Origin of the sequence: Streptomyces sp. adm13(2018), assembly GCF_008042145.1 — a bacterium.
GTDB lineage: Bacteria > Actinomycetota > Actinomycetes > Streptomycetales > Streptomycetaceae > Streptomyces.
In genome coordinates this window covers 33,932-60,082 of sequence record NZ_RDBH01000140.1, presented here as the reverse complement: position 1 = coordinate 60,082, position 26,151 = coordinate 33,932, and the positions used below count along the sequence as shown (strand labels likewise).

At 73.7% G+C, this 26,151-nt stretch carries 22 protein-coding genes and 1 pseudogene; 13 read left to right on the top strand and 10 right to left on the bottom strand.

The window, feature by feature from the left end:
* The first annotated feature begins 109 nt into the window (after positions 1–109).
* The 5 genes from EAO70_RS27585 (at position 110) to EAO70_RS27565 (ending at position 5,049) form a co-directional block, all read left to right on the top strand.
* A complete protein-coding gene (locus EAO70_RS27585; RefSeq protein ID WP_187284067.1) occupies positions 110–970 on the top strand; it encodes an ABC transporter permease in 861 nt (286 codons plus the stop codon).
* Positions 943–1,626 carry an ABC transporter ATP-binding protein gene (locus tag EAO70_RS27580; RefSeq protein WP_261993082.1) on the top strand — a complete coding sequence of 228 codons (684 nt, stop codon included), beginning with the start codon at positions 943–945 and terminating at the stop codon, positions 1,624–1,626. The genes EAO70_RS27585 and EAO70_RS27580 overlap by 28 nt, the downstream gene beginning before the upstream one ends.
* Positions 1,520–2,524, top strand: a complete 1,005-nt coding sequence (locus tag EAO70_RS27575; RefSeq protein ID WP_261993095.1) for an ABC transporter substrate-binding protein — start codon at positions 1,520–1,522, stop codon at positions 2,522–2,524. The genes EAO70_RS27580 and EAO70_RS27575 overlap by 107 nt, the downstream gene beginning before the upstream one ends.
* On the top strand, positions 2,521–3,732 hold the full coding sequence (locus EAO70_RS27570) for an LLM class flavin-dependent oxidoreductase (RefSeq protein ID WP_148005603.1): 1,212 nt from the start codon (positions 2,521–2,523) through the stop codon (positions 3,730–3,732). The genes EAO70_RS27575 and EAO70_RS27570 overlap by 4 nt, the downstream gene beginning before the upstream one ends.
* 87 nt (positions 3,733–3,819) lie before the next feature.
* On the top strand, positions 3,820–5,049 hold the full coding sequence (locus tag EAO70_RS27565) for an NAD(P)-binding domain-containing protein (RefSeq protein WP_410091439.1): 1,230 nt from the start codon (positions 3,820–3,822) through the stop codon (positions 5,047–5,049).
* Positions 5,050–5,054: 5 nt separating this feature from the next.
* Here EAO70_RS27565 and mltG read toward each other — a convergent pair whose 3' ends face one another.
* Together mltG and EAO70_RS27555 are read right to left on the bottom strand one after the other, a co-directional pair.
* A complete protein-coding gene (gene mltG, locus EAO70_RS27560; protein WP_148005602.1) occupies positions 5,055–5,948 on the bottom strand; it encodes an endolytic transglycosylase MltG in 894 nt (297 codons plus the stop codon).
* A gap of 304 nt (positions 5,949–6,252) precedes the next feature.
* The gene (locus EAO70_RS27555; protein ID WP_148005601.1) at positions 6,253–8,133 is read right to left on the bottom strand and encodes an ABC transporter ATP-binding protein; all 1,881 of its coding nucleotides are present in this window, start codon (positions 8,131–8,133) and stop codon (positions 6,253–6,255) included.
* A gap of 90 nt (positions 8,134–8,223) precedes the next feature.
* On the opposite strand from EAO70_RS27555, the gene EAO70_RS27550 reads away from it, so the two are divergent.
* The 4 genes and pseudogenes from EAO70_RS27550 (at position 8,224) to EAO70_RS27535 (ending at position 14,945) form a co-directional block, all read left to right on the top strand.
* Positions 8,224–8,712 carry a MarR family winged helix-turn-helix transcriptional regulator gene (locus tag EAO70_RS27550; RefSeq protein WP_148005600.1) on the top strand — a complete coding sequence of 163 codons (489 nt, stop codon included), beginning with the start codon at positions 8,224–8,226 and terminating at the stop codon, positions 8,710–8,712.
* Positions 8,713–8,746: 34 nt separating this feature from the next.
* Positions 8,747–11,164: pseudogene (locus EAO70_RS27545) on the top strand (FAD-binding and (Fe-S)-binding domain-containing protein); the annotation flags it as partial.
* Positions 11,165–11,331: 167 nt separating this feature from the next.
* A complete protein-coding gene (locus EAO70_RS27540; RefSeq protein WP_148005599.1) occupies positions 11,332–13,167 on the top strand; it encodes an ABC transporter transmembrane domain-containing protein in 1,836 nt (611 codons plus the stop codon).
* Positions 13,164–14,945, top strand: coding sequence for an ABC transporter ATP-binding protein (locus EAO70_RS27535; RefSeq protein WP_148005598.1), 1,782 nt, complete (start codon positions 13,164–13,166; stop codon positions 14,943–14,945). The genes EAO70_RS27540 and EAO70_RS27535 overlap by 4 nt, the downstream gene beginning before the upstream one ends.
* 86 nt (positions 14,946–15,031) lie before the next feature.
* Here EAO70_RS27535 and EAO70_RS27530 read toward each other — a convergent pair whose 3' ends face one another.
* Complete coding sequence (locus tag EAO70_RS27530) at positions 15,032–15,823, bottom strand: metal-dependent hydrolase (RefSeq protein ID WP_148005597.1); 792 nt, start codon at positions 15,821–15,823, stop codon at positions 15,032–15,034.
* An 86-nt stretch (positions 15,824–15,909) separates the two neighbouring features.
* Here EAO70_RS27530 and EAO70_RS27525 point away from each other — a divergent pair, with 86 nt between their 5' ends.
* Both EAO70_RS27525 and EAO70_RS27520 read left to right on the top strand, forming a co-directional pair.
* Entirely contained in the window at positions 15,910–18,468 is a 2,559-nt protein-coding gene (locus tag EAO70_RS27525; protein WP_148005596.1) for a DEAD/DEAH box helicase, read from the top strand.
* Between the two features lie 14 nt (positions 18,469–18,482).
* Positions 18,483–19,346 carry an acyl-CoA thioesterase gene (locus tag EAO70_RS27520; protein WP_148005595.1) on the top strand — a complete coding sequence of 288 codons (864 nt, stop codon included), beginning with the start codon at positions 18,483–18,485 and terminating at the stop codon, positions 19,344–19,346.
* 48 nt (positions 19,347–19,394) lie between these two features.
* Here EAO70_RS27520 and EAO70_RS27515 read toward each other — a convergent pair whose 3' ends face one another.
* Both EAO70_RS27515 and EAO70_RS27510 read right to left on the bottom strand, forming a co-directional pair.
* Positions 19,395–20,465, bottom strand: coding sequence for an RNA ligase (ATP) (locus EAO70_RS27515; protein WP_148005594.1), 1,071 nt, complete (start codon positions 20,463–20,465; stop codon positions 19,395–19,397).
* Positions 20,466–20,583: 118 nt separating this feature from the next.
* Positions 20,584–20,808 carry a DUF6011 domain-containing protein gene (locus EAO70_RS27510; protein WP_148005593.1) on the bottom strand — a complete coding sequence of 75 codons (225 nt, stop codon included), beginning with the start codon at positions 20,806–20,808 and terminating at the stop codon, positions 20,584–20,586.
* 52 nt (positions 20,809–20,860) lie between these two features.
* Between EAO70_RS27510 and EAO70_RS27505 the strand changes: the two genes are divergently transcribed.
* Positions 20,861–21,343, top strand: a complete 483-nt coding sequence (locus tag EAO70_RS27505; RefSeq protein ID WP_148005592.1) for a glutathione peroxidase — start codon at positions 20,861–20,863, stop codon at positions 21,341–21,343.
* A complete protein-coding gene (locus EAO70_RS27500; protein WP_148005591.1) occupies positions 21,336–22,118 on the top strand; it encodes a putative protein N(5)-glutamine methyltransferase in 783 nt (260 codons plus the stop codon). The genes EAO70_RS27505 and EAO70_RS27500 overlap by 8 nt, the downstream gene beginning before the upstream one ends.
* Before the next feature lie 80 nt (positions 22,119–22,198).
* On the opposite strand, the gene EAO70_RS27495 is transcribed toward EAO70_RS27500, so the two are convergent.
* The 5 genes from EAO70_RS27495 to EAO70_RS27475 form a co-directional block, all read right to left on the bottom strand.
* Positions 22,199–23,008 (bottom strand): nuclear transport factor 2 family protein, encoded by an 810-nt coding sequence (locus EAO70_RS27495; protein ID WP_148005590.1) that lies wholly within the window; start codon positions 23,006–23,008, stop codon positions 22,199–22,201.
* 46 nt (positions 23,009–23,054) lie between these two features.
* Entirely contained in the window at positions 23,055–23,597 is a 543-nt protein-coding gene (locus EAO70_RS27490; RefSeq protein WP_148005589.1) for a nuclear transport factor 2 family protein, read from the bottom strand.
* A gap of 26 nt (positions 23,598–23,623) precedes the next feature.
* Positions 23,624–24,367, bottom strand: a complete 744-nt coding sequence (locus EAO70_RS27485; protein WP_148005588.1) for a hypothetical protein — start codon at positions 24,365–24,367, stop codon at positions 23,624–23,626.
* Positions 24,364–24,885: a hypothetical protein gene (locus tag EAO70_RS27480; protein WP_148005587.1), complete on the bottom strand. Its 522-nt coding sequence runs from the start codon at positions 24,883–24,885 to the stop codon at positions 24,364–24,366. The genes EAO70_RS27485 and EAO70_RS27480 overlap by 4 nt, the downstream gene beginning before the upstream one ends.
* Positions 24,882–26,151 (bottom strand): MCE family protein (locus tag EAO70_RS27475; protein WP_148005657.1); only part of this gene is annotated, 1,270 nt, incomplete at its 5' end. The genes EAO70_RS27480 and EAO70_RS27475, both read right to left, overlap by 4 nt.

The following is a 26,151-nucleotide window of genomic DNA, read 5'->3' as shown; positions in this document are numbered from 1 at the left end:
CCCCGGAGTCCGCCATGACGGTCGACCACGCTCCACCCGCCTCCCCGCCCGACATATCGCCTTTGCCGGATCTGGAACCCCTCACACCCGAGCGGCCCCGGAGTCCGCCATGACGGTCGACCACGCTCCACCCGCCTCCCCGCCCGACATATCMCCTTTGCCGGATCTGGAACCCCTCACACCCGAGCGGGGCCCCGGCCGCGGCCCCGCCGTACCGCGCTGGCTGCGCCGCACCGTGGGCCCCGTCCTGCTCCTCGCCCTCTGGCAGACCCTCAGCGCGACGGGAGTGCTGCCGGCCGAGGCGCTCGCCTCCCCGGGCACCATCGCCCGCGCCGGCGGCGAGCTCATCGGCGACGGCACCCTGCCCACCGCGATGGGCGTCTCCCTGCGCCGGGTCGCCGCCGGACTGCTGATCGGCGGGATCGTCGGCATCACCCTCGCCCTGGTCTCCGGCCTCTCCCGGCTCGGCGAGGACCTCGTCGACGCCCCCGTCCAGATGCTCCGGACCGTGCCCTGGGTCGGGCTGATCCCGCTCCTCATCATCTGGCTGGGCATCGGGGAGGCGCCGAAGGTGGCGCTCATCGCGCTCGGCGTCGCCTTCCACCTCTATCTGAACGTGTACGCCGGCATCCGCGGCGTCGACGCCCAACTCGTCGAGGCGGGGCAGTCGCTGGGCCTCGGACGCTGGGGTCTCGTCCGGCACGTCGTCCTGCCGGGGGCACTCCCCGGAGCCATGACGGGCCTGCGCTACTCCCTCGCCACGGCCTGGCTGGCCCTGGTCTTCGGGGAGTCCATCAACGCCGACGCCGGCATCGGCTTCCTCATGAACCAGGCGCGCGAGTTCTTCCGCACCGACGTGATCGTCGTCTGCCTCGTCGTCTACGCCTTCCTCGGCCTGCTCGCCGACGCCGTCGTCCGTACTCTCGAAAGGCTGCTGCTGCAATGGCGACCGACCTTCACCGGGCAGTGACCGTCCAGGGCCTCACCCGGTCCTTCGACGGACGACCCGTCGTCGACGGGCTCGATCTCACCCTGCGCGCCGGGCAGTTCACCGCCCTCCTCGGCCACAGCGGCTGCGGCAAGTCCACTCTCCTGCGGATCCTCGCCGGGCTCGACCGGGAGATCTCCGGCACCGTCCTCGTCCCGCGCCGCCGCGCCGTCGCCTTCCAGGCGCCGCGCCTCATGCCGTGGAAGCGGGTCTGGCGCAACGTGCTCCTCGGGCTGCCCGGCWWGCCGGGCCGCGCGGTGGCGGAGCAGGCACTGGCCGAGGTCGGGCTGAGCCACCGCTCGGGCGCCTGGCCGAAGACCCTCTCCGGCGGCGAGGCCCAACGGGCCTCCCTCGCCCGCGCCCTGGTACGGGATCCCGACCTCCTGCTGCTCGACGAGCCGTTCGGCGCTCTCGACGCCCTGACCCGGATCACGGCGCAGCGCCTCGTCGCCGAACTGTGGCAGCGGCGCGGCCTTACGCCCCTTCCCAAGGAGAGTCCCCGTGAAGTCCTTCCGTCTGTCCACCGCGGCGCTGCTCGTGCCGCTCGCGCTCCTCGCCTCCGCCTGCTCCGGCGCCTCCGCGGCCGGCTCGTCCTCGAACTCCGACGGCAAGGGCTCCCTCGTCCTGAACGTCGGTGACCAGAAGGGCGGTTCCGAGGCGCTGCTGCGGGCCGCCGGTGAACTCGACGACCTCCCGTACCGGATCACCTGGTCGACGTTCACCTCCGGACCACCCCTTCTCGAGGCGGTGAACGCCAAGGCCGTCGACATCGGATCGGTCGGCAACACGCCGCCCGTGTTCGCCGCGGGCGCCGACTCGAAGATCACGGTGGTCGCCGCCACCCACGGCGACTCCGCGGGCGAGGCGATCCTCGTCGCGAAGGACTCGCCCCTGCGCTCCGTGTCGGAGCTGAGGGGCAAGCGGGTCGCCGTCGCCCAGGGCAGCTCCGCCCACTTCCAGCTCATCGCCTCGCTCGGCAAGGCCGGCCTGAAGCCGAGCGACGTCCAGGTGTCGCTGCTGCAACCGGCCGACGCCCTGGCCGCGTTCACCAGCGGCAAGGTGGAGGCCTGGGCGACCTGGGACCCGTACACCTCGCAGGTGCTGCTGAGCGGCAAGGGCCGGGTCCTCGCCGACGGGCGCGGGCTCACCAACGGCCTCGGCTTCCAGGTCGCCGCCCCCTCGGCGCTCGCCGACCCCGAGAAGGCGAAGGCCGTCGGTGACTTCGTCGAACGCCTGCGGCGCGCCCAGGACTGGGTGTTCGAGCACCCCGAGGCCTGGGCGAAGGTCTGGGCGAAGGAGACCGGACTGCCCTACGAGGTGGCGCTGGCGGCCGTGAAGCGCAGCAATGGCACCCGCATCGCGGTCGCCCTCGACGACGCGGCCGTCGCCTCCGAGCAGAAGATCGCCGACACCTTCGCCGAACTCGGCCTCATCCCCCGCACGTTCCGCTTCGCCGACTACGTCGACACCCGCTTCAACAAGAACCTGCCGCCGTCCACCACCCCGGCGCGCAGCTACGGAAAGGCCTCCTCGTGACCGTCCACCTGAACTGGTTCCTGCCCACCGGCGGCGACGGCCGGACCCTCGTCGACCGGCACGCCTACACGGACGGCGGCATCACCCGCGACCGCGCCGTGTCCGGAGTACGGGCGCCGGACATCGACTATCTGATCCAGATCGCCAAGGCGGCCGAGCAGTTGGGCTTCGAAGCCGTGCTGACCCCGACCGGCACGTGGTGCGAGGACGCCTGGCTCACCACGGTGGCGCTCGCCCAGCACACCGAGCGGCTCAAGTTCCTGGTGGCGTTCCGGCCGGGGGTGATCTCGCCGGTGCTCGCGGCCCAGATGGCGTCCACGTACCAGCGGATCACCCGCGGCCGGCTCCTGCTGAACGTGGTGACCGGCGGCGACTCCGCCGAGCAGCGCCGCTTCGGCGACCATCTCGACCACGACCGGCGGTACGCGCGCACCGCGGAGTTCCTGTCGGTCGTGCGGGGCGCGTGGAGCGGCCGGCCGTTCGACTACGAGGGCGAGCACTTCCGGATCGAGGGCGGGCTCACGGCGCTGCCGCCGGACCCGCTGCCCGAGATCTTCTTCGGCGGCTCCTCCGCCGCGGCCGGTCCGGTGGCCGCCGAACACGCCGACGTCTATCTGACCTGGGGCGAGCCCCCGTGGCAGGTCAAGGAGAAGATCGACTGGATCCGGGAGCTCGCGGCGGAGCGCGGCCGCACGGTCCGCTTCGGGATCCGGCTGCACACGATCTCCCGCGACTCGGCGCGCGAGGCCTGGGCGACGGCCGACCGGCTCCTCTCCGATCTCGACGCCGAGACGATCGCCGCCGCGCAGCAGGTCCTGGGGCGCAGCGAGTCGGTCGGCCAGCAGCGGATGCTGGCCCTGCACGAGGGCGGCTCCCTGGGCCGCGACCGGCTGGAGATCTCGCCGAACCTGTGGGCGGGGGTCGGGCTGGTGCGCGGCGGAGCCGGTACCGCGCTCGTCGGCAGCCACGCCGAGGTCGCGGACCGGATCGAGGAGTACCACGACCTCGGCGTGGAGCACTTCGTCCTGTCGGGCTACCCCCATCTGGAGGAGGCGTACTGGTTCGGCGAGGGCGTGCGGCCGGAGCTGGCCGCGCGTGGTCTGCTGCCGACGGCCGTGCCCTCCCCGCTGCTCGGCGTCCCGGCCGCGAACGGCCGGCCGGCTTCGGCACCGGGAGGCGCGCCGCTGCTCGTGGCGGGCGGCCGCTAGCCGCAGGCATGCCGCCCCACGGTGGCGGCTGACGTGCGGGGCGGGGGCGCGGGGAAGATCCGCGCCCCCACCCCTGTTGGTAGAACCGTGAACGGTTTCGGGGTCGAAGAGGCAGTGGGCACGGCGGCGCGGGCGCCGCGGCCGGTGGACGTCGTCGTCATCGGCGCGGGACAGGCCGGACTCTCGGCCGCCTTCCACCTGCGACGCGCCGGGCTGGAGCCGGACCGGGACTTCGTCGTCCTCGACCACGCCCCGCGGCCCGGCGGCGCCTGGCAGTTCCGCTGGCCCTCGCTCACGTACGGCAAGGTCCACGGGATGCACGCGCTCCCCGGCCTGGAACTCACCGGCGCCGACCCCGCGCGCCCCTCGTCGGAGGTGATCGGCGGGTACTTCGACACCTACGAACAGACCTTCGGCCTGCGGATCCACCGCCCCGTGGACGTCACGGCCGTACGGGAGGGCGCGGCGGGGAGGCTCCTGGTCGAGACCTCCGAGGGGGCGTACGCGGCCCGTGCCCTGATCAACGCCACCGGCACCTGGGACCGACCGTTCTGGCCGCGGTATCCGGGCCAGCAGACCTTCCGCGGGCGCCAGCTGCACACCGCCGGCTACCCGGGCCCGGCGGAGTTCACCGGTATGCGGGTCCTCGTCGTCGGCGGCGGGGCCTCCGGCACCCAGCACCTGATGGAGATCGCGGACGTCGCCGCCGAGACCTTCTGGGTGACCCGGCGCGAGCCCGTCTGGCGCGAGGGCCCGTTCGGGGAGATGGAGGGACGGGCCGCCGTCGCCCTCGTCGAGGAGCGGGTGCGACAGGGGCTGCCCCCGGAGAGCGTCGTCTCGGTCACCGGGCTCCCCCTCAACGACGCGATCCGCGCGGCCCGCGCGCGCGGGATCCTGGACCGCCTCCCGATGTTCGACCGGATGACGCCGACCGGGGTGGCCTGGGACGACGGGCGAACCGTCGACGTGGACGTGATCCTCTGGGCGACCGGCTTCCGGGCCGCGATCGACCACCTCACCCCGCTGCGGCTGCGCGAGCCGGGCGGCGGCATCCGGGTGGAGGGCACCCGCGCGGCCCGGGACGAGCGCGTCCACCTCGTGGGGTACGGCCCCTCGGCGTCGACGATCGGCGCCAACCGGGCCGGGCGGGCGGCGGTCGCGGACGTCCGGCGCCTGCTGCGCCGCGAGGCCCCCACGGGCCCGACCGCCCCGGCGGCACCTCCGGCGGTCCCCTCCCCGGCTCCGGCCCCGACCTCGCCGGCGRCCTCCCCGGAGGTCGCCGCGGCGCCCGCCCCGACGGCCGTCGTCATCGGCTGATCCGCTCAGCCCTTCTCGGCGCCCCGGTTGGCGTTGAACTCGGCGACGTTCGCCCGGTGGACCGCGTAGTCGGCGGTGAACCGGGTGTCCCCGGGCGCCACCGTGACGAAGTACAGCCAGTCCCCGTCCGCCGGGCGCACCACCGCGTCCATGGCCTGGTCCCCCGGGTTGCCGATGGGAGTCGGCGGCAGGCCCTTGCGCGCGTAGGTGTTGTAGGGACTCCGGAGGCGGGTGTCCTCCCGGGTGGTGTCCACCGTGCTGCGGCCGAGGGCGTAGTTGAGGGTGGAGTCCATCTGGAGGGCCATGTCCCGGGCCAGCCGGTTGTGGACGACCCGGGCGACCTTGGCCATGTCCTCCGGGTTGTCGGCCTCGGCCTGGACGATGCTGGCCGCGATCACCGTCTCGTACACGCTCATGCCGTGCGCCCGCGCCCCCTCGGCGATCCGCGGGGTCCCGAAGCGCTTCCCCGCCGTGTTCACCATGAAGCGGAGGAGTTCCTCCGGGGTGGTGGCGTCGAGCACGGGATACGTCGCGGGGAAGAGGTAGCCCTCGGGGTTCCCGCCGGCGGCGGCGGGCAGCGGGAGGGCCGTGGCGGACGCGGTCGCGGTCGTACGGGCGGTGCCCCGGGACAGGCCGAGCGCCCGGTCGACGGCGGTGTAGACCTGGCCGGCCCGCCAGCCCTCGGGGACGAGGAAGGCGCGGGGCTGCTCGGCGGGCGGTTCGTCCCGGGTCAGGAGCAGCGGGAGGGTGATGCCCGCGGCGACGGCGAGGAGGGCTCCGAGGACGAGTGCCAGGCGGCCTCGGCGGGTGAGCCGGGGGCGGCGGCGGGACGGCCGGAGGCGGGTGCGGAGGGAGGGGCGGCGTGCGGGTGCGTACGGGGACGGCGGCCGGTACGTCATGGCCGCACGCTAACCCGCCGCGTACGGGAATCCCGGGAGGCCGTGCACGCGGCGGCGCCGCCGGTCCCCTGGGACGGGGGAMCGGCGGCGCCGGGCACTGCGATCGTCAGACGAGCCAGCCCAGGAAGTGGAGGACGCCGGCGAGCAGGTTGGTGATGACGTTCATGGTGGTGCTTCTCCTCGTACAGGTGCACCGTGGGACCGGTGCGTGATCGGGACTGCGCGGTGACGGTCTGCAGCCCGTCGATCGCGCACCGCAATCATCCGACGCCGTACGTGCCTGAGGCAACGAATTCCGGAGCGATCACACGTTCTGGGGAACAACCGCTCCCACGTTCGCCTGTTCGGCGCCGGCCCCGCCCGCCGAGGCCGCCCCGGCGGCGCTCCGGGCGTCGCGCCGCACGAGGGCCGCGTACTTCCCGTCCAGGGCGAGCAGCTCGTCATGGGTGCCGCGCTCCGCGATCCGGCCCGCGTCCAGGACGACGATCTGGTCGGCGTCGCGCACGGTGGAGAGCCGGTGGGCGATGGTGAGGGTGGTCCGGCCGGCCGACAGGGAGTCGATGGCCTGCTGGACGGCGTGCTCCGTACGGGTGTCGAGGGCGCTGGTGGCCTCGTCGAGGATCAGGACGGGCGGGTCGCGCAGGATGGTGCGGGCGATGGCGAGGCGCTGCTTCTCGCCGCCGGAGAAGCGGTAGCCGCGCTCGCCGACCAGGGTGTCGTAGCCCTCGGGCAGCGAGGCGATGTGGTCGTGGATCTGGGCGGCGCGGGCCGCGGCCTCGATCTCCTCGTCGGTCGCGTCGGGCTTGGCGAAGCGGAGGTTGTCGGCGACGGATGCGTGGAAGAGGTACGTCTCCTGGGAGACGACGCCGACCGCGCGGGCGAGGGTGTCGAAGTCCAGGTCGCGCACGTCGACCCCGTCGAGGGTGACGCGGCCGCCGGTGACGTCGTACAGCCGTGGCACCAGGTAGCTGAGGGTGGACTTGCCGGAGCCGGTGGGGCCGACGACGGCCAGGCTGCCCCCGGCGGGCACGGTCACGTCGACGGCGTCCAGGGTCGGCCGGCCCGCGCCCTCCGGGTCGTAGTGGAAGTCCACCTTCTCGAAGCCGACCTCGCCGCGGATCGTGGCGAGGCGGACGGGCTCGGCGGGCTCCGTGATGTCCACGGGCAGGTCGAGGTACTCGAAGATGCGCTGGAAGAGCGCGAGGGAGGTCTGCATCTGCACGCCGGTGGAGAGCAGGCTGACGGCGGGGCGGAAGAGGCCCTGCTGGAGCGAGACGAAGGCGACGAGGGTGCCGAGCGAGATCGCGGCCCCGCCGGAGCCCAGGGCGATGCCGGCGGCCCAGTAGATCAGGGCGGGCATGGCCGCCATGACGATGCCGATGGTGGACATCCGCCACCGCCCGGCCATGGAGGAGCGCACCTCCAGGTCGACGAGCCGCTCGGACTCCTCGGCGAAGGACTTCGTGAGGGAGTCGGCGCGGCCCATGGTGCGGCCGAGCAGGATGCCGCTGACCGAGAGCGACTCGGTGACGGTCGCGGCCATGGCCGCCATCTGCTTCTGGCGCTGGGTGGTGATGCGCTTGCGCTCGTTGCCCACGCGCCGGCTGATCCAGACGAAGACGGGCAGCAGGAGCAGCGAGACGAGGGTGAGCCGCCAGTCGAGGGCGAGCATCGCGGCGACGGTGGCGACGACGGCGGTGAGGTTGGAGACGAGGGAGGTGGCCGTGGAGGTCACGGTGGCCTGCATGCCGCCGATGTCGTTGGCGATGCGGGACTGGACCTCGCCGGTACGCGTGCGCGTGAAGAACGCGAGCGGCATCCGCTGGAGCTGCTCGTAGACCCCGGTGCGCAGGTCGTGCATGACGCGCTGGCCGACGGTGGTGGAGATCAGGGTCTGGAGCACGCCGAAGACGCTGGTCAGCACGGCGGTGGCGATCATGCCGAGGGCGAGCAGGCTGAGCAGCCCGGTGCGCCCCTGGGGGATCGCGGTGTCGAGGATCTCCTTGAGCAGGAACGGGGAGGCGACCGTGACGAGCGAGGCGGCGCCGACCAGGAGGCCGACGAGCACCAGGCGGGCGCGGTAGGGGCGGAAGAGCCGAAGGATGCGCCCCAGCTGCGCGGGCTCCTTCGGCTGGCCGGGGTCGCGCGGCGGGGGCGTCCAGTCGGACGGGTCGTCGGGGCGCATGGGCTCCTTCGGGGGTTCGGTGATGTCGTGGAGAGCCTAGCTCATTGTTACCTATACTCACAATGAACAAGATCCTGATATCGTTCCCGCATGAGCACCTCCTCCGTCCCGACCGGTCCCGGCCGCTCGGGGGAACCCGACACCGAGGGCGCCGACGGCCTCCTCGCCGAGCAGTTGCTGCGCCTCACCCGGCGCCTGCACCGGATCCAGAAGCGCCACCTGGAGCCGGTCGGCATCACACCCGCCCAGTCCAGGCTGCTCCGGACGGTCGCGCACTTCGGGGAGCCGCCCCGGATGGCCGATCTCGCGGCCCATCTGGAGGTCGTCCCGCGCGCGGTGACCAGTCTGGTCGACGGTCTGGAGGCCGTCGACCGGGTGCGGCGGGTGCCCGACCCGAGCAACCGCCGGGTCGTGCGGATCGAGCTCACCGACGCGGGCCGCGCCACGCTGCGGGAGCTGCGCAGCGCGCGCCGGGCGGCCGCAGAGGACATCCTTGCCCCATTGACCGCCGCACAGCGCGAGGTACTCGGAGGTCTGCTGTCCGCCCTGGTCGACCCCGGCCCGGAGGACGGCTGCTGACCGGGCACGCGGACGCGCGAAGGGGAGCCGTGACATGCCGCTGTTCGAGCCGAACCCGCAGGCCCTGCGCCCCAGCGCGCACCGGAGTCCGTCCCCGGACCGCGTGCCGGAGCTCCAGGCGCGGGGGACGCCGAGGCGGCTGCGCGAGGAGCTGACCGAGTTCCTCGGCCCGGAGAAGGTGCTCTCGAAGATCTCGGACCTCGTGCGGTACGCCTCCGACGCCAGCCCCTACCGCTTCGTCCCGCAGGTCGTCGTGGTCGCCGAGGACATCGACGACATCTCCACGATCCTGTCGTACGCCCACGGCAAGGGCCGCGAAGTGGTCTTCCGGGCCGCCGGGACCAGTCTCAACGGCCAGGCGCAGGGCGAGGACATCCTGGTCGACGTCCGCCGTCACTGGTCCGGCGTCGAGGTCCTGGACGGCGGTGCGCGGGCCCGGATCCGCCCCGGCACCACCGTCGTGCGCGCCAACGCGGCCCTCGCCCCGCACGGGCGGGTCCTGGGTCCCGACCCGGCCAGCGCCATCGCCTGCACGATCGGCGGAGTCGTCGCCAACAACGCCTCCGGGATGACGGCGGGCACCACCCGGAACTCGTACCGGACCGTCTCCTCGCTCACCTTCGTGCTGCCGAGCGGCACCGTGGTCGACACCGCCGACCCGGCCGCCGACGAGGAGCTCGCGCACGCCGAGCCGAGGCTCTGCGCGGAGCTGATGCGGCTCAAGGCCGAGATCGAGGCGGACCCCGCCCTGACCGCGCGGATCCGCGCCAAGTACGCCATCAAGAACACCAACGGCTACCGGCTCGACGCCTTCCTCGACGGCGACACCCCGGTCCGCATCCTGCGGGGCCTCATGGTGGGCTCCGAGGGCACCTTCGGCTTCATCTCCGAGGTCGTCTTCGACACCCTGCCGCTGGACCGCGAGGTGTCCTCGGCCCTGCTCTTCTTCCCGTCGCTGACGGCGGCGGCCGAGGCCGTGCCGCTGTTCAACGCGGCCGGGGCGCTGGCCGTCGAGCTCATGGACGGCAACACCCTGCGGGCCTCGGTGAGCGTGGCGGGCGTCCCGGCGGACTGGGCGGAGCTGCCCAAGGAGACGGCGGCGCTGCTCGTCGAGTTCCGGGCGCCGGACGCGGCGGCACGGGAGGCGTACGAGCGGGCGGCGGACGAGGTGCTCGCCGGACTGCGCCTGGTGGCCCCGGTGGCCTCCGTGGAGAACGCGTTCACCACCGACCCGAAGCGGATCGCCGGCTACTGGAGGGCCCGCAAGGCCTTCGTGACGGCGGTCGGCGGCTCCCGGCCCTCCGGCACGACCCTGATCACCGAGGACTTCGCCGTGCCCCCGGCCCGGCTGGCGGAGGCCTGCCAGGCACTGCTCGACCTCCAGAAGCGGCACGGCTTCGACGCCGCGGTCGCGGGTCACGCCGCCCACGGGAACCTCCACTTCCTGCTCGCCTTCGACGCGGCCGACCCGTCCGACGTCGAGCGCTACGCGGCCTTCATGGACGAGTTCTGCAAGCTCACCGTGGAGCGCTTCGACGGCTCCCTGAAGGCCGAGCACGCCACCGGCCGCAACATCGCCCCCTTCCTGGAGCTGGAGTGGGGGACGCAGGCGACCGACCTCATGTGGCGGATCAAGGAGGCCATCGACCCCGACGGCGTGCTCGCCCCGCGGATCGTCCTGGACCGCGACCCGCACGCCCATCTGCGGGGCCTCAAGTCGATCCCCGCCGTGGAGCGGATCGCCGACCCCTGCATCGAGTGCGGCTTCTGCGAACCGACCTGCCCCAGCCAGGACCTGACGACCACTCCGCGCCAGCGGATCGTGCTGCGCCGGGAGATGATGCGGCAGCCGGCCGGCTCCCCGGTGGAGACCCGGCTCCTGGAGTCGTACGGCTACGACGCCGTCGACACCTGCGCCGGGGACTCCACCTGCAAGCTGGCCTGCCCCGTCGGCATCGACACGGGCGCGCTGATGAAGAAGTTCCGGCACGAGCGGCACACCTCGCGCGAGGAGCAGATCGCCGCCCTGGCCGCGAAGAACTTCCGGGCGGCCGAGGCCTCCGCACGGCTCGCGGTCGCCGCCGCCGACCGGATCGGCGACCGCGTCCTGGCCTCGGTGACCGGTCTCGCCCGGCGGGCCGTCAGCCCCGACCTCGTCCCCGAGTGGCTGCCCGAGATCCCCGGCGCGGCGGCGCGGCGGCTGCCCCGCACCCACCGCCCCGCGGCCGTCGCCGTCTACTACCCGGCCTGTGTGAACCGGATCTTCGGCAACCCGGACGGGGTGAGCGGCCCCTCGCTGCCCGAGGCGATGGTCGCGCTGTCGGCCCGCGCGGGCAGGCCGGTGTGGATCCCCGACGACGTGACCGGAACGTGCTGCGCCACCATCTGGCACTCGAAGGGGTACGAGCGGGGCAACGAGGTGATGGCGAACCGGATCGTGGAGGCGGCCTGGTGTCGGCGCGGTCCCCGAGGGTGAGGACGGTCCGCAGCCGGTCGCCCGCGCCGATCGTGGTCTCGCCGTCCATGGTGTACGTCCGCTCGGTGCGGGTGGCGGTCCGGCCGCGGGTCACGGTCTCGCGGTCGGTTCCCCCAGACCACCCCCGGAGACCCTGGGACGCCATGCAGATTCGAGACCTTCCCTTCGCCGACCCAGGGGTCCCCGATGTCCGCTCGGGCACCCGGTTCCTCGTGTGGCTCGGCCGTCAGCAGCTCGGCGGGCAGGTGAAGGCCCTGCTGTGGGGGCTCCTGCACCACCTGGGCATCGCCGGTCTGCCCCTCGGCATGGGCATCGCCGTGCAGTCGGTGGTGGACCGCGACGGCGGGCGCCTCGGGCTCGCCGGTGTCCTGCTGGTGGTCCTGGGCGCCGCGATCTCGGTGGGTGACGTGATGCTGCACCGCACCGCCGTCACCAACTGGATCACGGCCGCGGCCCGGGTCCAGCAGCTCCTCTCCCGCAAGACCGCCGAACTGGGCTCGCTCCTGACCCGGCGGGTCGCGGCGGGCGAGGTCGTCGCCGTGTCCACCGGCGACGTCGAGAAGATCGGCTGGTTCGTCGAGGCCCTGTCGAGGTTCGCGGCGGGCGCCGTCGTGCTCGTCGTCATCTGCGTCGGCCTCGTCGTCTACCAGCCCGCCCTCGGCGTCGTGGTGGCCGTCGGCATCCCGATCCTCGCCCTCGCCGTCCTGCCGCTGCTCCCCCGTGCCACCCACCGGGCCGACCTCCAGCGGGAGAAGGCGGGGCGGGCCACCGAGCTGGCCTCCGACACCGTCGCCGGGCTCCGCGTGCTGCGCGGCATCGGCGGCGAGGAGCTGTTCCTCGGCCGCTACCGCGCCGCCTCCCAGGAGGTCCGCACGGCGGCCGTGCACAGCGCGCGCATGTGGGCGCTGATCTCCGCGATCCAGGTCGTCCTGCCCGGCATCCTGCTCATCGTCGTGGTGGCGTACGGCGCGCGGCTCGCCCTCGACGGGCGGATCACGGTCGGGGAGCTGGTCACGGTCTACAGCGCGGTCGCCCTGACCTACCACCCGCTGCGCAACTTCGAGGAGATCGCCATGGCGTTCTCCTTCTCCCGGCCGTCCGCGAAGCGGGCCGCGCGGGTCCTGGCGCTGACCCGCACGACCGTCCTCGCCACGGCGGCGGACGGGAACGGGGACGGAGACAAGGAGGCGACCGGTGACCTCTACGACCCGCTGACCGGGCTGCTCGCACCGGCCGGGCGGTTCACCGCGGTCGTCTGCGGCGACCCGGACGTGGCCGGGCGGCTGGCCGACCGGCTCGGCGGCCACCCGGCCGATCCGGGCGGCGACCACACCTCGGTGCTGCTCGGCGGGGTGCCCCTCGACGAACTGCCGCTGGACACCGCCCGCACGGCGGTCCTCGTCCAGGACAAGGACCCGGTGCTGCTCTCCGGCACCCTCCGGGAGCTGCTGGACGTGCCCCGCTCCGGCGCGGTGCCGCCGGACCGGGCCCTGGCCGCCGCCGAGTGCGGCGACGTCCTCGACGCCCTGGCCCAGGCGTCCGCGGACTCCGACGGCGACCCGATGCGCACCCGCATCACCGAGCGGGGCCGGTCGCTCTCCGGCGGCCAGCGCCAGCGGCTCGCCCTCGCCCGGTCCCTGGTCACCGACCCGGAGGTGCTCGTCCTCGACGAGCCCACCTCCGCGGTCGACGCCCACACGGAGGCCAGGGTTGCGGGCGGCATCGGCGCCCTGCGCGCGGGCCGGACCACCGTGGTCCTGGCCTCCTCGCCGCTGCTCCTGGACCGGGCCGACCGGGTCGTCCTGGTCCACGAGGGCCAGGCGGTCGCCGTCGGCACCCACCGCGAACTGCTGACCCGGGAGCCCCGCTACCGCGCGGTCGTCACCCGCGAGACCGACGAGGAACGGGCCGTACCGGCCCCGGCCGGCGCACTCGACGCGGCCGAGGAACTCGAAGCACTGGAAGGGGAATCGGCATGATCGGCCTGGCGCCTCCGGACTACGACCCGGCGGCCCCGACGACGGCGACGACACTGCCCGTCGCCGCCCACGCGACCGTCCGCGCCTATGTGCGCGAGCTGCTGCGCCGCCACCGCCGGGCGTTCTCCCTGCTCATCGGGGTCAACGCGGTCGCGGTGATCGCCTCGATGGCCGGCCCGTACCTGCTGGGCTCGGTGGTGGACCGGCTGGCCGCGGGCGCCCGCGACCTCCATCTGGAGCGCACGGTCGCCCTGTTCGCGGGCGCGCTGCTCGTCCAGACCCTCTTCGTCCGGCTGGTCCGGCTCCGCGGGGCCATGCTCGGCGAGGAGATGCTGGCCGACCTGCGGGAGGACTTCCTGGTCCGCGCGGTGGGCCTGCCGCCGGGCGTCCTGGAGCGGGCCGGCACCGGCGACCTCCTCTCCCGGATCACGACCGACGTGGACCGGCTGTCCAACGCGATGCGCGAGGCCGTGCCCCAGCTGGCCATCGGCGTGGTCTGGGTCGGGCTCCTGCTCGGCGGCCTCGCCGTCACGGCGCCGCCGCTCGCGCTCGCCGTGCTCGTCGCGGCGCCCCTGCTCGTCGTGGTCTCCCGGTGGTACTTCCGGCGGGCGCCGGCCGCGTACCGCTCGGAGTCCGCGGGGTACGCGGCGGTGGCCGCCGCCCTGTCCGAGACGGTCGACGCGGGCCGCACGGTCGAGTCGCACCGGCTCGGCGCGCGCCGGATCGCCCTCTCGGACCGGCGCATCAAGGAGTGGGTGGCCTGGGAGCGGTACACGCTCTTCCTGCGCTCGGTGCTGTTCCCCGCCGTCAACCTCACCCATGTGACGGTGCTCTGCGCCGTGCTCCTGTTCGGCGGCGTCTTCGTCCTCCGGGGCTGGATCGACGTCGGGCAGCTGACCACCGGCGCGCTGCTCTCCCAGATGCTGGTGGACCCGATCGGCATCGTGCTCCGCTGGTACGACGAGCTCCAGGTCGCGCAGGTGTCGTTGGCCCGGCTCGTCGGGGTCCGCGACATCGAGCCGGAGGCGGGCGACGCGGAGGTGCGGCCCGAGGGCCGGGACGTCCGGGCGGACGACGTCCGGTTCGGCTACCGGGAGGGCGTCGACGTCCTGCACGAGGTGTCCCTGAAGGTGGCGCCCGGCACCCGGCTGGCCCTGGTCGGGCCGTCCGGCGCCGGCAAGTCCACCCTCGGCCGTCTCCTCGCGGGCATCTACGGCCCGCGGACGGGCTCGGTCACCCTCGGCGCGGCCGAGCTGTCGGCGATGCCGGCCGAGCGGGTGCGGGAGCACGTGGCCCTGGTGAACCAGGAGCACCACGTGTTCGTGGGCTCGCTCCGGGACAACCTGCTGCTGGCCCGGACGGGAGCCTCGGACACCGAGCTGTGGGCCGCGCTCGCCGCGGTGGACGCCGAGACCTGGGCGCGGGGGCTGGACGAGGGGCTGGACACCGAGATCGGCTCGGGCGGCCGCTCGACGACCCCGGCGCAGGCGCAGCAGATCGCCCTGGCCCGGCTCGTCCTGGCGGATCCGCACACCCTGGTCCTGGACGAGGCGACCTCGCTGCTCGACCCGCGGGCGGCCCGGCACCTGGAGCGCTCGCTCGGCCGCGTCCTGGACGGGCGTACGGTCGTGGCCATCGCGCACCGGCTGCACACCGCGCACGACGCCGACCTGATCGCGGTGGTCGAGGCCGGCCGGATCAGCGAGCTGGGCAGCCACGCCGAACTCGTCGCGGCGGACGGGGCGTACGCGGCGCTGTGGCGGTCGTGGCACGGCTGACGGACGAGCGAGGCTGTCCTACGGGGGAGGGGCCGCGCCGGTGTTCCGGCGCGGCCCCTCCCTCTCCTCTGCTGGGCCTTCGGGCGCTATATGAATCCGAGCGCCGCGGCGCCGCCCACCCCGCCCAGCACCATGAACACCGGCATCAGGACCTTCAGCTCCACCCAGCTGCCGGCCCGGAAGCGCATGGCCTTCGGCGGGCCGACCGGGTACCAGCGCTTCCGGCCGACCGGGATCGGCCACAGGATCGGGCAGCCGGAGACGGTCAGCGCGTCGCCGATGTCGTGGACCAGGGCGCCGAGCAGGATCGGGAGGCCCAGCCACAGGTACTCCTGGCCGGGGGCGGTGAAGAACCAGTCGGAGCCGTTGCCCGGCTGGTCGAGGACGCCCGCCAGGGTCCACGCGCTGGTCGCGCCGAGCAGCCAGACCAGGACGTCGCTGGACATCCGGGCGGCCCGCCACAGCAGGCCCTCGACGGCCAGCACCAGGTGGACGAAGAGGATCGCGAGGACCGCCCAGCGACCGCCGGCGACCGCTGCCCAGGAGGCGCCGCCGCCCATCAGGACCGCCCAGATCCAGGTGTGGGTGAGGGTCCGGTGGCCGCCGGTCCTGCGCGGGTCGGCGGTGGAGCGGGTCGCCTTGTAGACGGCGTACGAGACCTTGTCGACGACCTCGCAGACTCCCTTGGAGACCGGTCCGAAGGCGCGCGAGATGGTCGCCGACTTGTGGTCGAGGTCCGGGGCGAGGGCGGCACCCGCGCAGATCAGCGCGCCGACGACGAGAACCGGCCAGGGCATCGGGCGGTCGTAGGCCGCCGCGAGCGCGCCCACGCCGAGCCAGGCCGCCGCTCCGGACAGCGAGTGTGCCGGTCCCATCATGGTTGGCCCGCCCCGTTTCTCCCCTGCCGGCGCTCAGTTGACGACCGGTCGACGGACGAGCCTATCGCCCATGATCTTCCCTGCCCATGGCCGGTTCCCTCCTCGGGACGGAATCCAGGCAAGATGGGGGTGTGACCCTTATCGATCAGCTGCCGCCGACCGCCGACCCCGACGCCCTCTTCGAGGCCTTCTCCTCCTGGGCCGAGGACCGGGGCATCACGCTCTACCCGGCCCAGGAAGAGGCGCTGATCGAGGTCGTCTCCGGGGCCAACGTGATCCTCTCCACGCCCACCGGATCGGGAAAGTCGCTGGTCGCGGCCGCCGCGCACTTCACCGCGCTCGCCAACGACCAGGTGACCTTCTACACCGCGCCGATCAAGGCGCTGGTGTCGGAGAAGTTCTTCGACCTGTGCAAGATCTTCGGAACGGAGAACGTCGGCATGCTGACCGGCGACGCCTCCGTGAACGCGGACGCGCCGGTGATCTGCTGTACGGCCGAGGTGCTGGCGTCGATCGCGCTGCGGGACGGCAAGTACGCCGACATCGGCCAGGTCGTCATGGACGAGTTCCACTTCTACGCCGAGCAGGACCGCGGCTGGGCGTGGCAGATCCCGATCCTGGAACTCCCCCAGGCGCAGTTCGTCCTCATGTCGGCCACCCTCGGTGACGTGTCGATGTTCGAGAAGGACCTGACCCGGCGCACGGGCAAGCCCACCTCGGTGGTCCGCTCGGCGACCCGGCCGGTGCCGCTCTCCTACGAGTACGTGCTCACCCCGATCACGGAGACCCTGACGGAGCTCCTGGAGACCAAGCAGGCGCCGGTCTACATCGTCCACTTCACGCAGGCGCAGGCCGTCGAGCGCGCGCAGTCGCTGATGAGCATCAACATGTGCACGCGCGAGGAGAAGGACAAGATCGCCGAGCTGATCGGCAACTTCCGCTTCACCACCAAGTTCGGCCAGAACCTCTCGCGTTACGTCCGCCACGGCATCGGCGTCCACCACGCGGGCATGCTGCCGAAGTACCGGCGGCTCGTCGAGAAGCTGGCGCAGGCCGGTCTCCTCAAGGTGATCTGCGGGACGGACACCCTCGGCGTGGGCGTGAACGTACCGATCCGCACGGTGCTCTTCACCGCCCTCACCAAGTACGACGGCAACCGGGTCCGCACCCTGCGCGCCCGTGAGTTCCACCAGATCGCGGGCCGGGCCGGCCGGGCCGGCTTCGACACCGCCGGGTACGTGGTCGCCCAGGCACCCGAGCACGTCATCGAGAACGAGAAGGCGCTCGCCAAGGCCGGCGACGACCCGAAGAAGCGGCGCAAGGTGGTCCGCAAGAAGGCGCCGGAGGGCTTCGTCGCCTGGAGCGACACCACCTTCGAGCGGCTCATCGAGGCCGAGCCGGAGCCGCTGACCTCGCGCTTCAAGGTCACCAACATCATGCTGCTGTCGGTGATCGCCCGCCCGGGCAACGCCTTCGAGGCCATGCGCAAGCTCCTGGAGGACAACCACGAGCCGCGCAAGGCCCAGCTGCGCCACATCCGCCGGGCCATCGCGATCTACCGCTCCCTGCTCGACGGGGGTGTCGTCGAGCAGCTGGCCACCCCGGACGCCGAGGGCCGCACCATCCGCCTCACGGTCGACCTCCAGCAGGACTTCGCGCTGAACCAGCCCCTGTCGACGTTCGCGCTGGCCGCCTTCGACCTGCTCGACCCGGAGTCCCCCTCGTACGCCCTGGACATGGTCTCGGTCGTCGAGTCGACCCTGGACGACCCCCGACAGATCCTCGCCGCCATGCAGAACAAGGCCCGCGGCGAGGCCGTCGGGCAGATGAAGGCGGACGGCGTCGAGTACGAGGAGCGCATGGAGCGGCTCCAGGACATCTCGTACCCGAAGCCGCTGGAAGAGCTGCTCTGGCACGCGTACAACGTCTACCGGACGTCGCACCCGTGGGTCGGCGACCACCCGGTGTCGCCGAAGTCCGTCATCCGCGACATGTACGAACGGGCGCTGACCTTCACGGAGTTCACCTCCTGGTACGAGCTGGCGCGGACCGAGGGCATCGTCCTGCGCTACCTCGCGAGCGCGTACAAGGCGCTCGACCACACCATCCCCGACGACCTCAAGACCGAGGACCTGGAGGACCTGATCGCCTGGCTCGGCGAGATGGTGCGCCAGGTGGACTCCTCGCTGCTCGACGAGTGGGAGCAGCTGGCCAATCCGGAGGTCCAGACCGCCGAGGAGGCGCAGGAGAAGGCCGACCAGGTCAAGCCGGTCACGGCCAACGCCCGCGCCTTCCGGGTCCTGGTGCGCAACGCGATGTTCCGCCGGGTGGAACTCGCGGCCCTCGACAACCTGAACGCGCTCGGCGAGATGGACGCCGAGGCCGGCTGGGACGCGGACGCCTGGGGCGAGGCGATGGACGCCTACTGGGACGAGTACGACGACCTGGGGACGGGCCCGGCCGCCCGCGGCCCGAAGCTGCTGGCCATCGAGGAGGACGCGGCCCACGGCCTGTGGCGCGTCCGGCAGACCTTCGCCGACCCGAACGAGGACCACGACTGGGGCATCAGCGCGGAGGTGGATCTCGCGGCCTCCGACGAGGAGGGCCGCGCGGTCGTCCGCGTGACGGCCGTCGGACAGCTGTAGAGGAGAGACCGGACGTGACCAATCCCGCCGAGAGGCTCGTGGATCTGCTCGACCTGGAGCAGATCGAGGTCAACATCTTCCGCGGGCGCAGCCCGCAGGAGTCGCTGCAGCGGGTCTTCGGCGGGCAGGTCGCCGGGCAGGCCCTGGTCGCGGCGGGCCGCACCACCGAGGGCGGCCGCCCGGTGCACTCGCTGCACGCCTACTTCCTGCGGCCGGGGCGGCCGGGGGTGCCGATCGTCTACCAGGTGGAGCGCGTGCGGGACGGCCGGTCGTTCACGACCCGCCGGGTCACGGCCGTCCAGGAGGGCCGGACGATCTTCAACCTCACCGCCTCCTTCCACCAGCCGGAGGACGGCGCCTTCGAGCACCAGCTGCCGCCGCGGCACCTGACGGACCCGGAGAGCCTGCCGAACCTCGCCGACGAGATCCGCGAGCACCTCGGCGCGCTGCCGGAGGCCCTGGAGCGGATGGCCCGCCGACAGCCCTTCGACATCCGGTACGTGGACCGGCTGCGCTGGACCCCGGACGAGGTCAGGGGCGCGGATCCGCGCAGCGCCGTGTGGATGCGGGCCGTGGGGCCGCTCGGCGACGACCCGCTGATCCACACCTGCGCCCTGACGTACGCCTCGGACATGACGCTCCTCGACGCCGTCCGCATCCCGGTCGAGCCGCTGTGGGGCCCGCGCGGCTTCGACATGGCCTCGCTGGACCACGCCATGTGGTTCCACCGGCCGTTCCGCGCCGACGAGTGGTTCCTGTACGACCAGGAGTCCCCGATCGCCACCGGCGGCCGGGGACTCGCGCGGGGCCGGATCTACGACCGCGAGGGGCGGCTCCTGGTGTCGGTGGTCCAGGAGGGACTGTTCCGAAAGCTCTGAGCCGGTCCCGGGCCCGGGTGGCGTCACTCACCACCCGGGCCGGGACGGTCACTCGTACTCGGTGCCGCCCTTGCGGGTCAGGTAGGCCGGGCTGACGGCCTTGGCGATGGCCCGGCCCCCGAGGACCGGGCTGTACCGCTCGGTCGCGGGCCGGATCACGACGCCCTCCCGCAGGTGCGCCTCCCGCCCCGAGACGGTCTCCCGGCCGCTCGCGTGGACCAGCACCGTGTCCAGGTCGTACGGGCCGGTGTACAGCCGCGGGACGAGCGGGACCTCGCCGGCCTCCAGGACCTCGGCCGGGTCCAGCCACACCACCTGGCCGTCGATCTCGGCCGAGACGTCGAACAGCGCGTAGCCGACGGTCTCGGACCGGGCGTCGGCGCCGTACGCCAGGTCCTGCACCCCGGAGCCGTAGACCTCGCCGAACAGACCGACCCTGCGGGCGCCGAGCCGCTTCGCCAGCCGCTCGGCGACGCCGGACAGACCGTGGCCGTGGACGGCTCGCCAGTACAGGTTGCGCGGGTCCTCCTGGAGGGCCAGGCCCTTGGAGCCGAAGCCCTTGGACGAGACCTGGACGCGGCCCTCCTCGGCGAGGTAGGTCAGCAGGCAGGCCGTGCCGTGCAGCTTCTCCGTCAGGACGACCCGCTCCCCCGGCTCGAAGATCTCCGGGTAGCGCTGGAGGTTCTCGATGTCGACCCAGTGCAGCAGGTCGGGCGCGACCTCCACGTCCCCGCTCATCGTCGGCGGTATCGGCGGCACCCACTTGGTGATCCCCAGCGCCTCCGCGAAGTCCGTCCCCTCGGCGGCGGCCCCGGCGAGGTCGACCTCCGCGAGGGCACCCGGCCGGCACACGATCCCCTGCGACAGCTCCCCGCGCAGCCGTACCGCCCTGACCCGGTCCGCCTTCCCGCCGGCGAGCCGCCCGGTGAGCCCCAGCTCCTCGATCAGCGCGGCGGGCAGCACCGCCTGCTCGGGGATGTAGACGGCGGCCTCCCCCGTGCGGTACGCCCCCTTGGCGACGACGGCGCGGTAGAGGCCGACCTGCGCCAGCTCCAGGGCGTCGGCGTTCGGATGGGGATGGACGGTCAGGACTTCGGCGGTGACGCGCAGGGTCGACATCTCAGGACTCCGGGTGCTCAGGTTTCGATCTCATCGGGGCCCACTGTGCCGACCGGGGAAAGGGCTGGGCGACCGGATTTCCCGGCTGCTACCGTCACGCGGTTCAGGCGGCGCCCGGCTACAGCTCCTGGTCGATGCCCGGAAGCGCGTCCTGGTCCACCTCGTGGCGGCGGGTGCGGATGTCCGGCGCCGGCGGGTGCAGTTTGGCGTCGCAGGTGGGCCCCAGGCCGGTGCGGCGGGAGTCGGCGCCGGTGAGGGGGCGGCCGCACAGCCGGCACGGGATCCGGCGCGGTCCTGCCTCCGGTGCGGAATCGATCGAGATTGCCAGTGGTTCGTCTCCCATGCTGAGATCAAACCCTATTCAGACCCTTTTGGATTCCGACGAGGAGCAGTCCATGAGCCTGTACGACATCCCGCTGAAGACCCTGACCGGCGAGCCGGTCTCCCTTGCCGACTACGGCGACCGCGCGGTCCTGGTCGTGAACGTCGCCTCCAAGTGCGGTCTGACCCCGCAGTACGAAGGCCTGGAGAAGCTGCAGAAGGAGTACGGCGACCGCGGCCTCACCGTGCTCGGTGTACCCTGCAACCAGTTCGCCGGCCAGGAGCCCGGCAGCGCCGAGGAGATCCAGACCTTCTGCTCGACCACCTACGGCGTCTCCTTCCCGCTCCTGGAGAAGACCGACGTCAACGGCGAGGCCCGCCACCCGCTCTACACCGAGCTGGTCAAGGTCGCCGACGCCGACGGCGAGGCCGGGGACGTCCAGTGGAACTTCGAGAAGTTCCTGATCGGCCGCGACGGCACGATCACCCGCTTCCGCCCGCGCACCGAGCCCGGCGCCCCCGAGATCGCCGCCGCCATCGAGGCCCGGCTTGCCTGACGTCGTGAACGGCGACGGGGTCGTCGAACGGCTGCGGGCCGCGGGCTGCGTCTTCGCCGAGGAGGAGGCGGACCTGCTCCGCGCGGCGGCGAGCGGCCCCGCCGCACTCGACCGCATGGTCGAGCGGCGGTCCGCCGGCCTGCCGCTGGAGCACGTCGTCGGCTGGGCCGAGTTCGCCGGGCTGCGCGTCGAGGTGGACGCCGGGGTGTTCGTGCCCCGGCGCCGTACGGAGTTCCTCATCGGCCACGCCGTGGGCCGGGCGCGCCCCGGCGCCGTCTGCGTCGACCTGTGCTGTGGCTCCGGCGCGGCGGGCGCCGTCCTCCTCGACCGGATCGTGGGCGCGGAGGTGCACGCCTCGGACATCGAGCCCGCGGCCGTGCGGTGCGCCCGCCGGAACGTCGAACCGCGCGGCGGCCGGGTCCACGAGGGCGACCTCTTCGCCCCGCTGCCCCCGGAGCTGCGCGGGCGCGTCGAGATCCTGGTCGCCAACGTCCCGTACGTGCCGACCGGCGACATCGGGCTGCTGCCCCCGGAGGCCCGCGACCACGAGCCGCTCGTCACGCTCGACGGCGGTCCGGACGGCCTCGACGTGCTGCGGCGGGTCGCCGCCGAGGCGCCGGAGTGGCTGGCGCCGGGCGGCGCCCTCCTGGTGGAGACGAGCGAGCGGCAGGCGGAGCGGGCGGCCGAGGCGGTCGCCGCGCACGGCCTGGAGGCCCGGATCCTCACCTGCGAGGAGCTGTACGCGACCGTGGTCGTCGCGACCCGGCCGGCCTGACCCCGGCTCGGCGCCTCCGGGGCGCGGCGGCGCCGTGGGTCTGCGGCGGCGCGGCTCCGGGCCCGGCGTTCCCGCTGCGGTCAGCGGCCGAAGGTGTCGATGTTCTCGACGAGCCAGCGGCCGTCGCGGCGGACGACGTCCACGGCGAACATCGCGCCCGCGTAGACCCCCTGGTCCCCGGCCTTGCCCTTCGAGGGCGTACCGGCCGTGCTCACGCTGCTCTGGTCCGCGTAGACGAGGACGCGGGCGCGGTCGCCGTCGATCCGCTCGACCGCGCTGTCGGTGACCGTCGTCGTGATCACCGTCTTCTGCTGGGCGGCCTTGGCGAGCACCCCGGCGAGCAGCGTCCGGTGCTGGTCGACGGCCTTCCCGGTGAGGAGCGTCCGGCCGGCCCGTTCGAAGGGGGCGGTGTCGGCGTGGTCGTAGGAGAAGAGCGCGGCCACGGCGGCGCCCGTCTGCCCCTTGATCTCACTGGTGCGGGCGACATCGGTGAGGGCGGTGTTGCCGCGCGCGGGGTCGTCGCGGAGCTCCCCCGCCCGGCTGAACGCCCAGCCGGCGAAGCCCCCGAGCAGGAGCGTCAGGGCACACAGGACGGCGAGGAGGACCCGGCCGGTCCTCTCCCGGCCGGTGCGCCCCCCGCTGGTCGGCTCTGCGTCGCTCGGCTCTGTGCCGCTCCTCTCCCGGCCGGTGCGCCGCTGTCGGCCGGTGCGCCCGTCGCCGTCCGCCTCCGTGCCGCGCCGTGCGGGCCGCTCGGCCGGCTCCTTGCTCTCCGGGAGGGCGGGTTCCGTGAGGACGCCGGCGGCGGTACGGGACCGCACGGCCGGTGCCGTGGGGTCGGCGAGGGCCTGGCGGCGGCGCTGGCGGTTGAGGTGGTGGCGGGGCGTCGGCATCGTGCGTGTCCTTTCGGGTGCGGGCGGCGGTCGCGGTACGGCCCGGTCAGCCGGCCGCCGAACCGCCCACGGGGGCCTGCCCCAGCGCGCTGAGCTTCCAGCCGCCGTCGGTGCGGGTGAGTTCGCCGAGCATCCGGCTGTCCTTGTCCGAGCTCTTGCCGTCCGCCGTCGTGACGGTGATCCGCAGGGCGACGAGCAGCCGGGCCCGCCCCGCCCGGTCGTCGAGTTCCGTGACGGCGCCGGACAGCACCCGGGCCGTGGTCACCGTCCTGGCCGTGCGGACCTGACCGGTGAACTCCTCCCTCCCTTCCACCAGTTGCTTGTGCAGTTCGCCGGTCGTGGAGGTCTCCCAGAGGTCGAGCCCCTGCTCCACGCGCCGGTGGTCGAGCGTGTTGAGGTTCTGCACGCCCTGCTCTCCCGCCGCGAGCGCCTCGTCGCGCTGTACGGCGTACCCGGCGGACTCGTCGTGGGCCGCGGCGTACCAGTCCTGTCCGGCCCAGGCCGCCGAGCCGCCCGCGGCGAGGACGAGCACGAGGGCCGCGGCCAGGGCCGGGCGGCTGCCCGCCGGGATGCGGACCGTACGTGTCATGGGGTGCTCCCGTCTCCCGCGCATGCTCAGCGGGCCTTGATGTCGACGATCAGCCACCGGTCGCCCTGGAACCGCGCGGTGACGGTGAGTTGGGCCGCGGCGGACGTGGTCTTCCCGCCGTCCCGGCGCGAGGTCTGGTCGAGGAAGACGAGCAGGCGCGCCCGGTCCCCGTCGAGTTCGATCACTCCGGTGCGGACGGTCTGCGTGGCGAGGGTGATCCGCTGCTCGACGAGCCGGGCGCGGACCTGGGCGAACAGGTCGGTGTACTGGCGTGCGGCGCGCCCGGCGAGGACGGTTTCCGCGGAGCGGCGGACGCCGTCGTCGCTCTCGGGCGTGTACGAGAAGATCCGGGCGAGGCCCTCGCCGACGTCGCCGCCGACGCGGGCGGTGGCCCCGGCGTCGGTCAGCGCCTGGTTGCGCGCGGAGGGGGTGTCGCCCAGCCGGTGGGCCCCGTAGAAGAAGGCGCTCCCGGCGAGGAGCAGCACGGCGACCGCCCCGGCGAGGGCGGCTCGCCGCCAGGTGGCGGGGCGGAAACGGCCCGGGCGCCCCTCGGGGACCTCGCCGTTCTCCACCGCGCGCCCGGCCTCGCCGTCCTCTTCCGAGGCCCCGGCCTCGTCGGCGTCCGCAGCCCCGGCCGCGTCCTCCCTCGCCGTCCCGGCCTCGGCCTCCTCCGTGGTGGCGGCCGAGGCCCCGCGCTCATCGGCCGTCGGGGAGCCGTTTCCGGTCCCCGTCGTGTCCTCGGGCGTCGACCTGCGCAGGAGCCGTGTCATTCGTCCTCACCCTTCTCCGCTCCGGCGACGGCGACCGGGACGGCGCTCAGCGCCGCGACCTGCCAGGTGTCCTCGTCGGTGCGGGTCAGGACGGCCTCCAGGCGCTTGCGGTCGGTGGACGCCGCTCCGCCGCCGCGCGGGGTGACGTCGACGCGGACGGTCGCGATGAGCTTCGCCGTACCGGCCCGGGCGTCGAGCGCGGTCAGGGCCGCCTCGGTGACCGTGGCGCGGGCCGAGGCGCCCACCGCGGGCGCGGTGCGCCCCAGTTCGGTCCGGAGCGGTCCGGTGGACGCGTCGCGCCAGGCCCGGATGCCCGCCTCGGCGCGCTGGCGGGTCGAGGCGTCGAGGGTGTGCAGGACGGTCAGGCGGTCGCGGCCCTCGGCGAGTGCCGTGTCGCGCTCGCGGCCGAAGGCGAGGCCCTCGTCGGTGCGGGCCTGCGCGTAGGTCCAGGCTCCGGTCCCGCAGAAGCCGAGGGCGGCGACGAGGGCGACGGCGCCGGCGATCCGGCCCCGCCTCATCGCGTGCTCCCGGTGCCCAGACCGAGGAGGCCCGCCATGTCCGTCGGCCCGCCGCTCTGGCCGGGCAGGGCCAGCGCGCCGGGCAACGCCTGCCCGGCGCTCGACGTGCCGCTCGTAGCGCCCGTGGACCCCGAGCCACCCGTGGCACCCGAGGGCAGGGAGCCGGGGCGGGCCGGTGAGGGTACGGGGCCGCCCTTCGGGGCGTGGGCCGAGCCCCGTACGTTGACCCCCGCCGCGGCGGAGCCCGTACAGGCGGCCCCGGTGTTGAGGGCGGGCGCGGTGCCCAGGTCCAGCCCGTTGCGGTAGCGCGTGCCGCCGTAGCCCGCGGTGCAGGGCAGCGGCTTGAAGAAGGTGACGGCCATGCCGAAGTTCATGCGCCCTCCCTCGACGGTGGTGGCTCCGGCGGACACGGCCGCCGGGTACTTCACGAACAGCTCCTCCATGCCGCGCTGCCGGGTGACCGCGATCTCCGAGGTGGTCAGGAGGTTGGCGAGGACGACGCTCAGGCTCGGGTCGAGATCGCGCAGGAGTCCGCTGACCTGGCCGGTCGCGTCGGGGGTGACGGCGAGCAGGCGGCGCAGGTCGCCGTCGGAGGACTTGAGGGTGGTGGCCAGGGTGCGGGCGCCGGTGGCGAAGTCCCGGATGGCCCGGCCCTCCTCGGCCTGGGTGCGCAGCACGACCTCGCCGTCCTGGATGAGCCGGGTGGTGGACGGCAGGGCCGTGTCGGCGGCCTGGACGAAGCGGCTGCCGCTGTCGAGGAGGACCTGGAGGTCGTCGCCGTGTCCCTCGAAGGCCTTGCCGAGCTCGTCGACGACCGTGCGCAGGGACTCCAGGGGGACGGAGGAGGTGAGGTCGTTCATGCCGGCAAGGACGTCGGTGACGGGGGCCGGTACGCGGGTGTCGGACTGTTCGATGCGGGCGCCGTCGGCGAGGAAGGGGCCGTCGTCGCTCTCGGGGCGCAGGTCGATGTACTGCTCGCCGACGGCGGAGAGGCCGGCGACGACGGCCCGTGCGTCGGCAGGGATCGGCGGGGCGGAGTTCTTGATGCGCAGTTCGGCCACGACGCCGTCGGCGGTGAGGTCGATGTTCCCGACGCGCCCCACGGAGACGCCCCGGTAGGTGACGTCGGAGTGGGTGAACAGGCCTCCGGTGCGGGCGAGATGGACCCGCACGATGTAGTGGTCGGCAACGCCGGCGTACCGGCCGAGGTCGGCGTAGCGGACGCCGACGAAGCCGAGGACGAGGACGGCGACGACGAGGAACGCG

Coding starts and splice junctions, on each gene's coding strand:
- EAO70_RS27495 (WP_148005590.1), bottom strand. CDS start 23,008: ATGCCGACGCCCCGCCACCACCTCAACCGCCAGCGCCGCCGCCAGGCC.
- EAO70_RS27525 (WP_148005596.1), top strand. CDS start 15,910: ATGGCCGGTTCCCTCCTCGGGACGGAATCCAGGCAAGATGGGGGTGTG.
- EAO70_RS27480 (WP_148005587.1), bottom strand. CDS start 24,885: ATGAGGCGGGGCCGGATCGCCGGCGCCGTCGCCCTCGTCGCCGCCCTC.
- EAO70_RS27555 (WP_148005601.1), bottom strand. CDS start 8,133: ATGCGCCCCGACGACCCGTCCGACTGGACGCCCCCGCCGCGCGACCCC.
- EAO70_RS27490 (WP_148005589.1), bottom strand. CDS start 23,597: ATGACACGTACGGTCCGCATCCCGGCGGGCAGCCGCCCGGCCCTGGCC.
- EAO70_RS27535 (WP_148005598.1), top strand. CDS start 13,164: ATGATCGGCCTGGCGCCTCCGGACTACGACCCGGCGGCCCCGACGACG.
- EAO70_RS27530 (WP_148005597.1), bottom strand. CDS start 15,823: ATGATGGGACCGGCACACTCGCTGTCCGGAGCGGCGGCCTGGCTCGGC.
- EAO70_RS27485 (WP_148005588.1), bottom strand. CDS start 24,367: ATGACACGGCTCCTGCGCAGGTCGACGCCCGAGGACACGACGGGGACC.
- EAO70_RS27550 (WP_148005600.1), top strand. CDS start 8,224: ATGAGCACCTCCTCCGTCCCGACCGGTCCCGGCCGCTCGGGGGAACCC.
- EAO70_RS27505 (WP_148005592.1), top strand. CDS start 20,861: ATGAGCCTGTACGACATCCCGCTGAAGACCCTGACCGGCGAGCCGGTC.
- mltG (WP_148005602.1), bottom strand. CDS start 5,948: ATGACGTACCGGCCGCCGTCCCCGTACGCACCCGCACGCCGCCCCTCC.
- EAO70_RS27510 (WP_148005593.1), bottom strand. CDS start 20,808: ATGGGAGACGAACCACTGGCAATCTCGATCGATTCCGCACCGGAGGCA.
- EAO70_RS27540 (WP_148005599.1), top strand. CDS start 11,332: ATGCAGATTCGAGACCTTCCCTTCGCCGACCCAGGGGTCCCCGATGTC.
- EAO70_RS27515 (WP_148005594.1), bottom strand. CDS start 20,465: ATGTCGACCCTGCGCGTCACCGCCGAAGTCCTGACCGTCCATCCCCAT.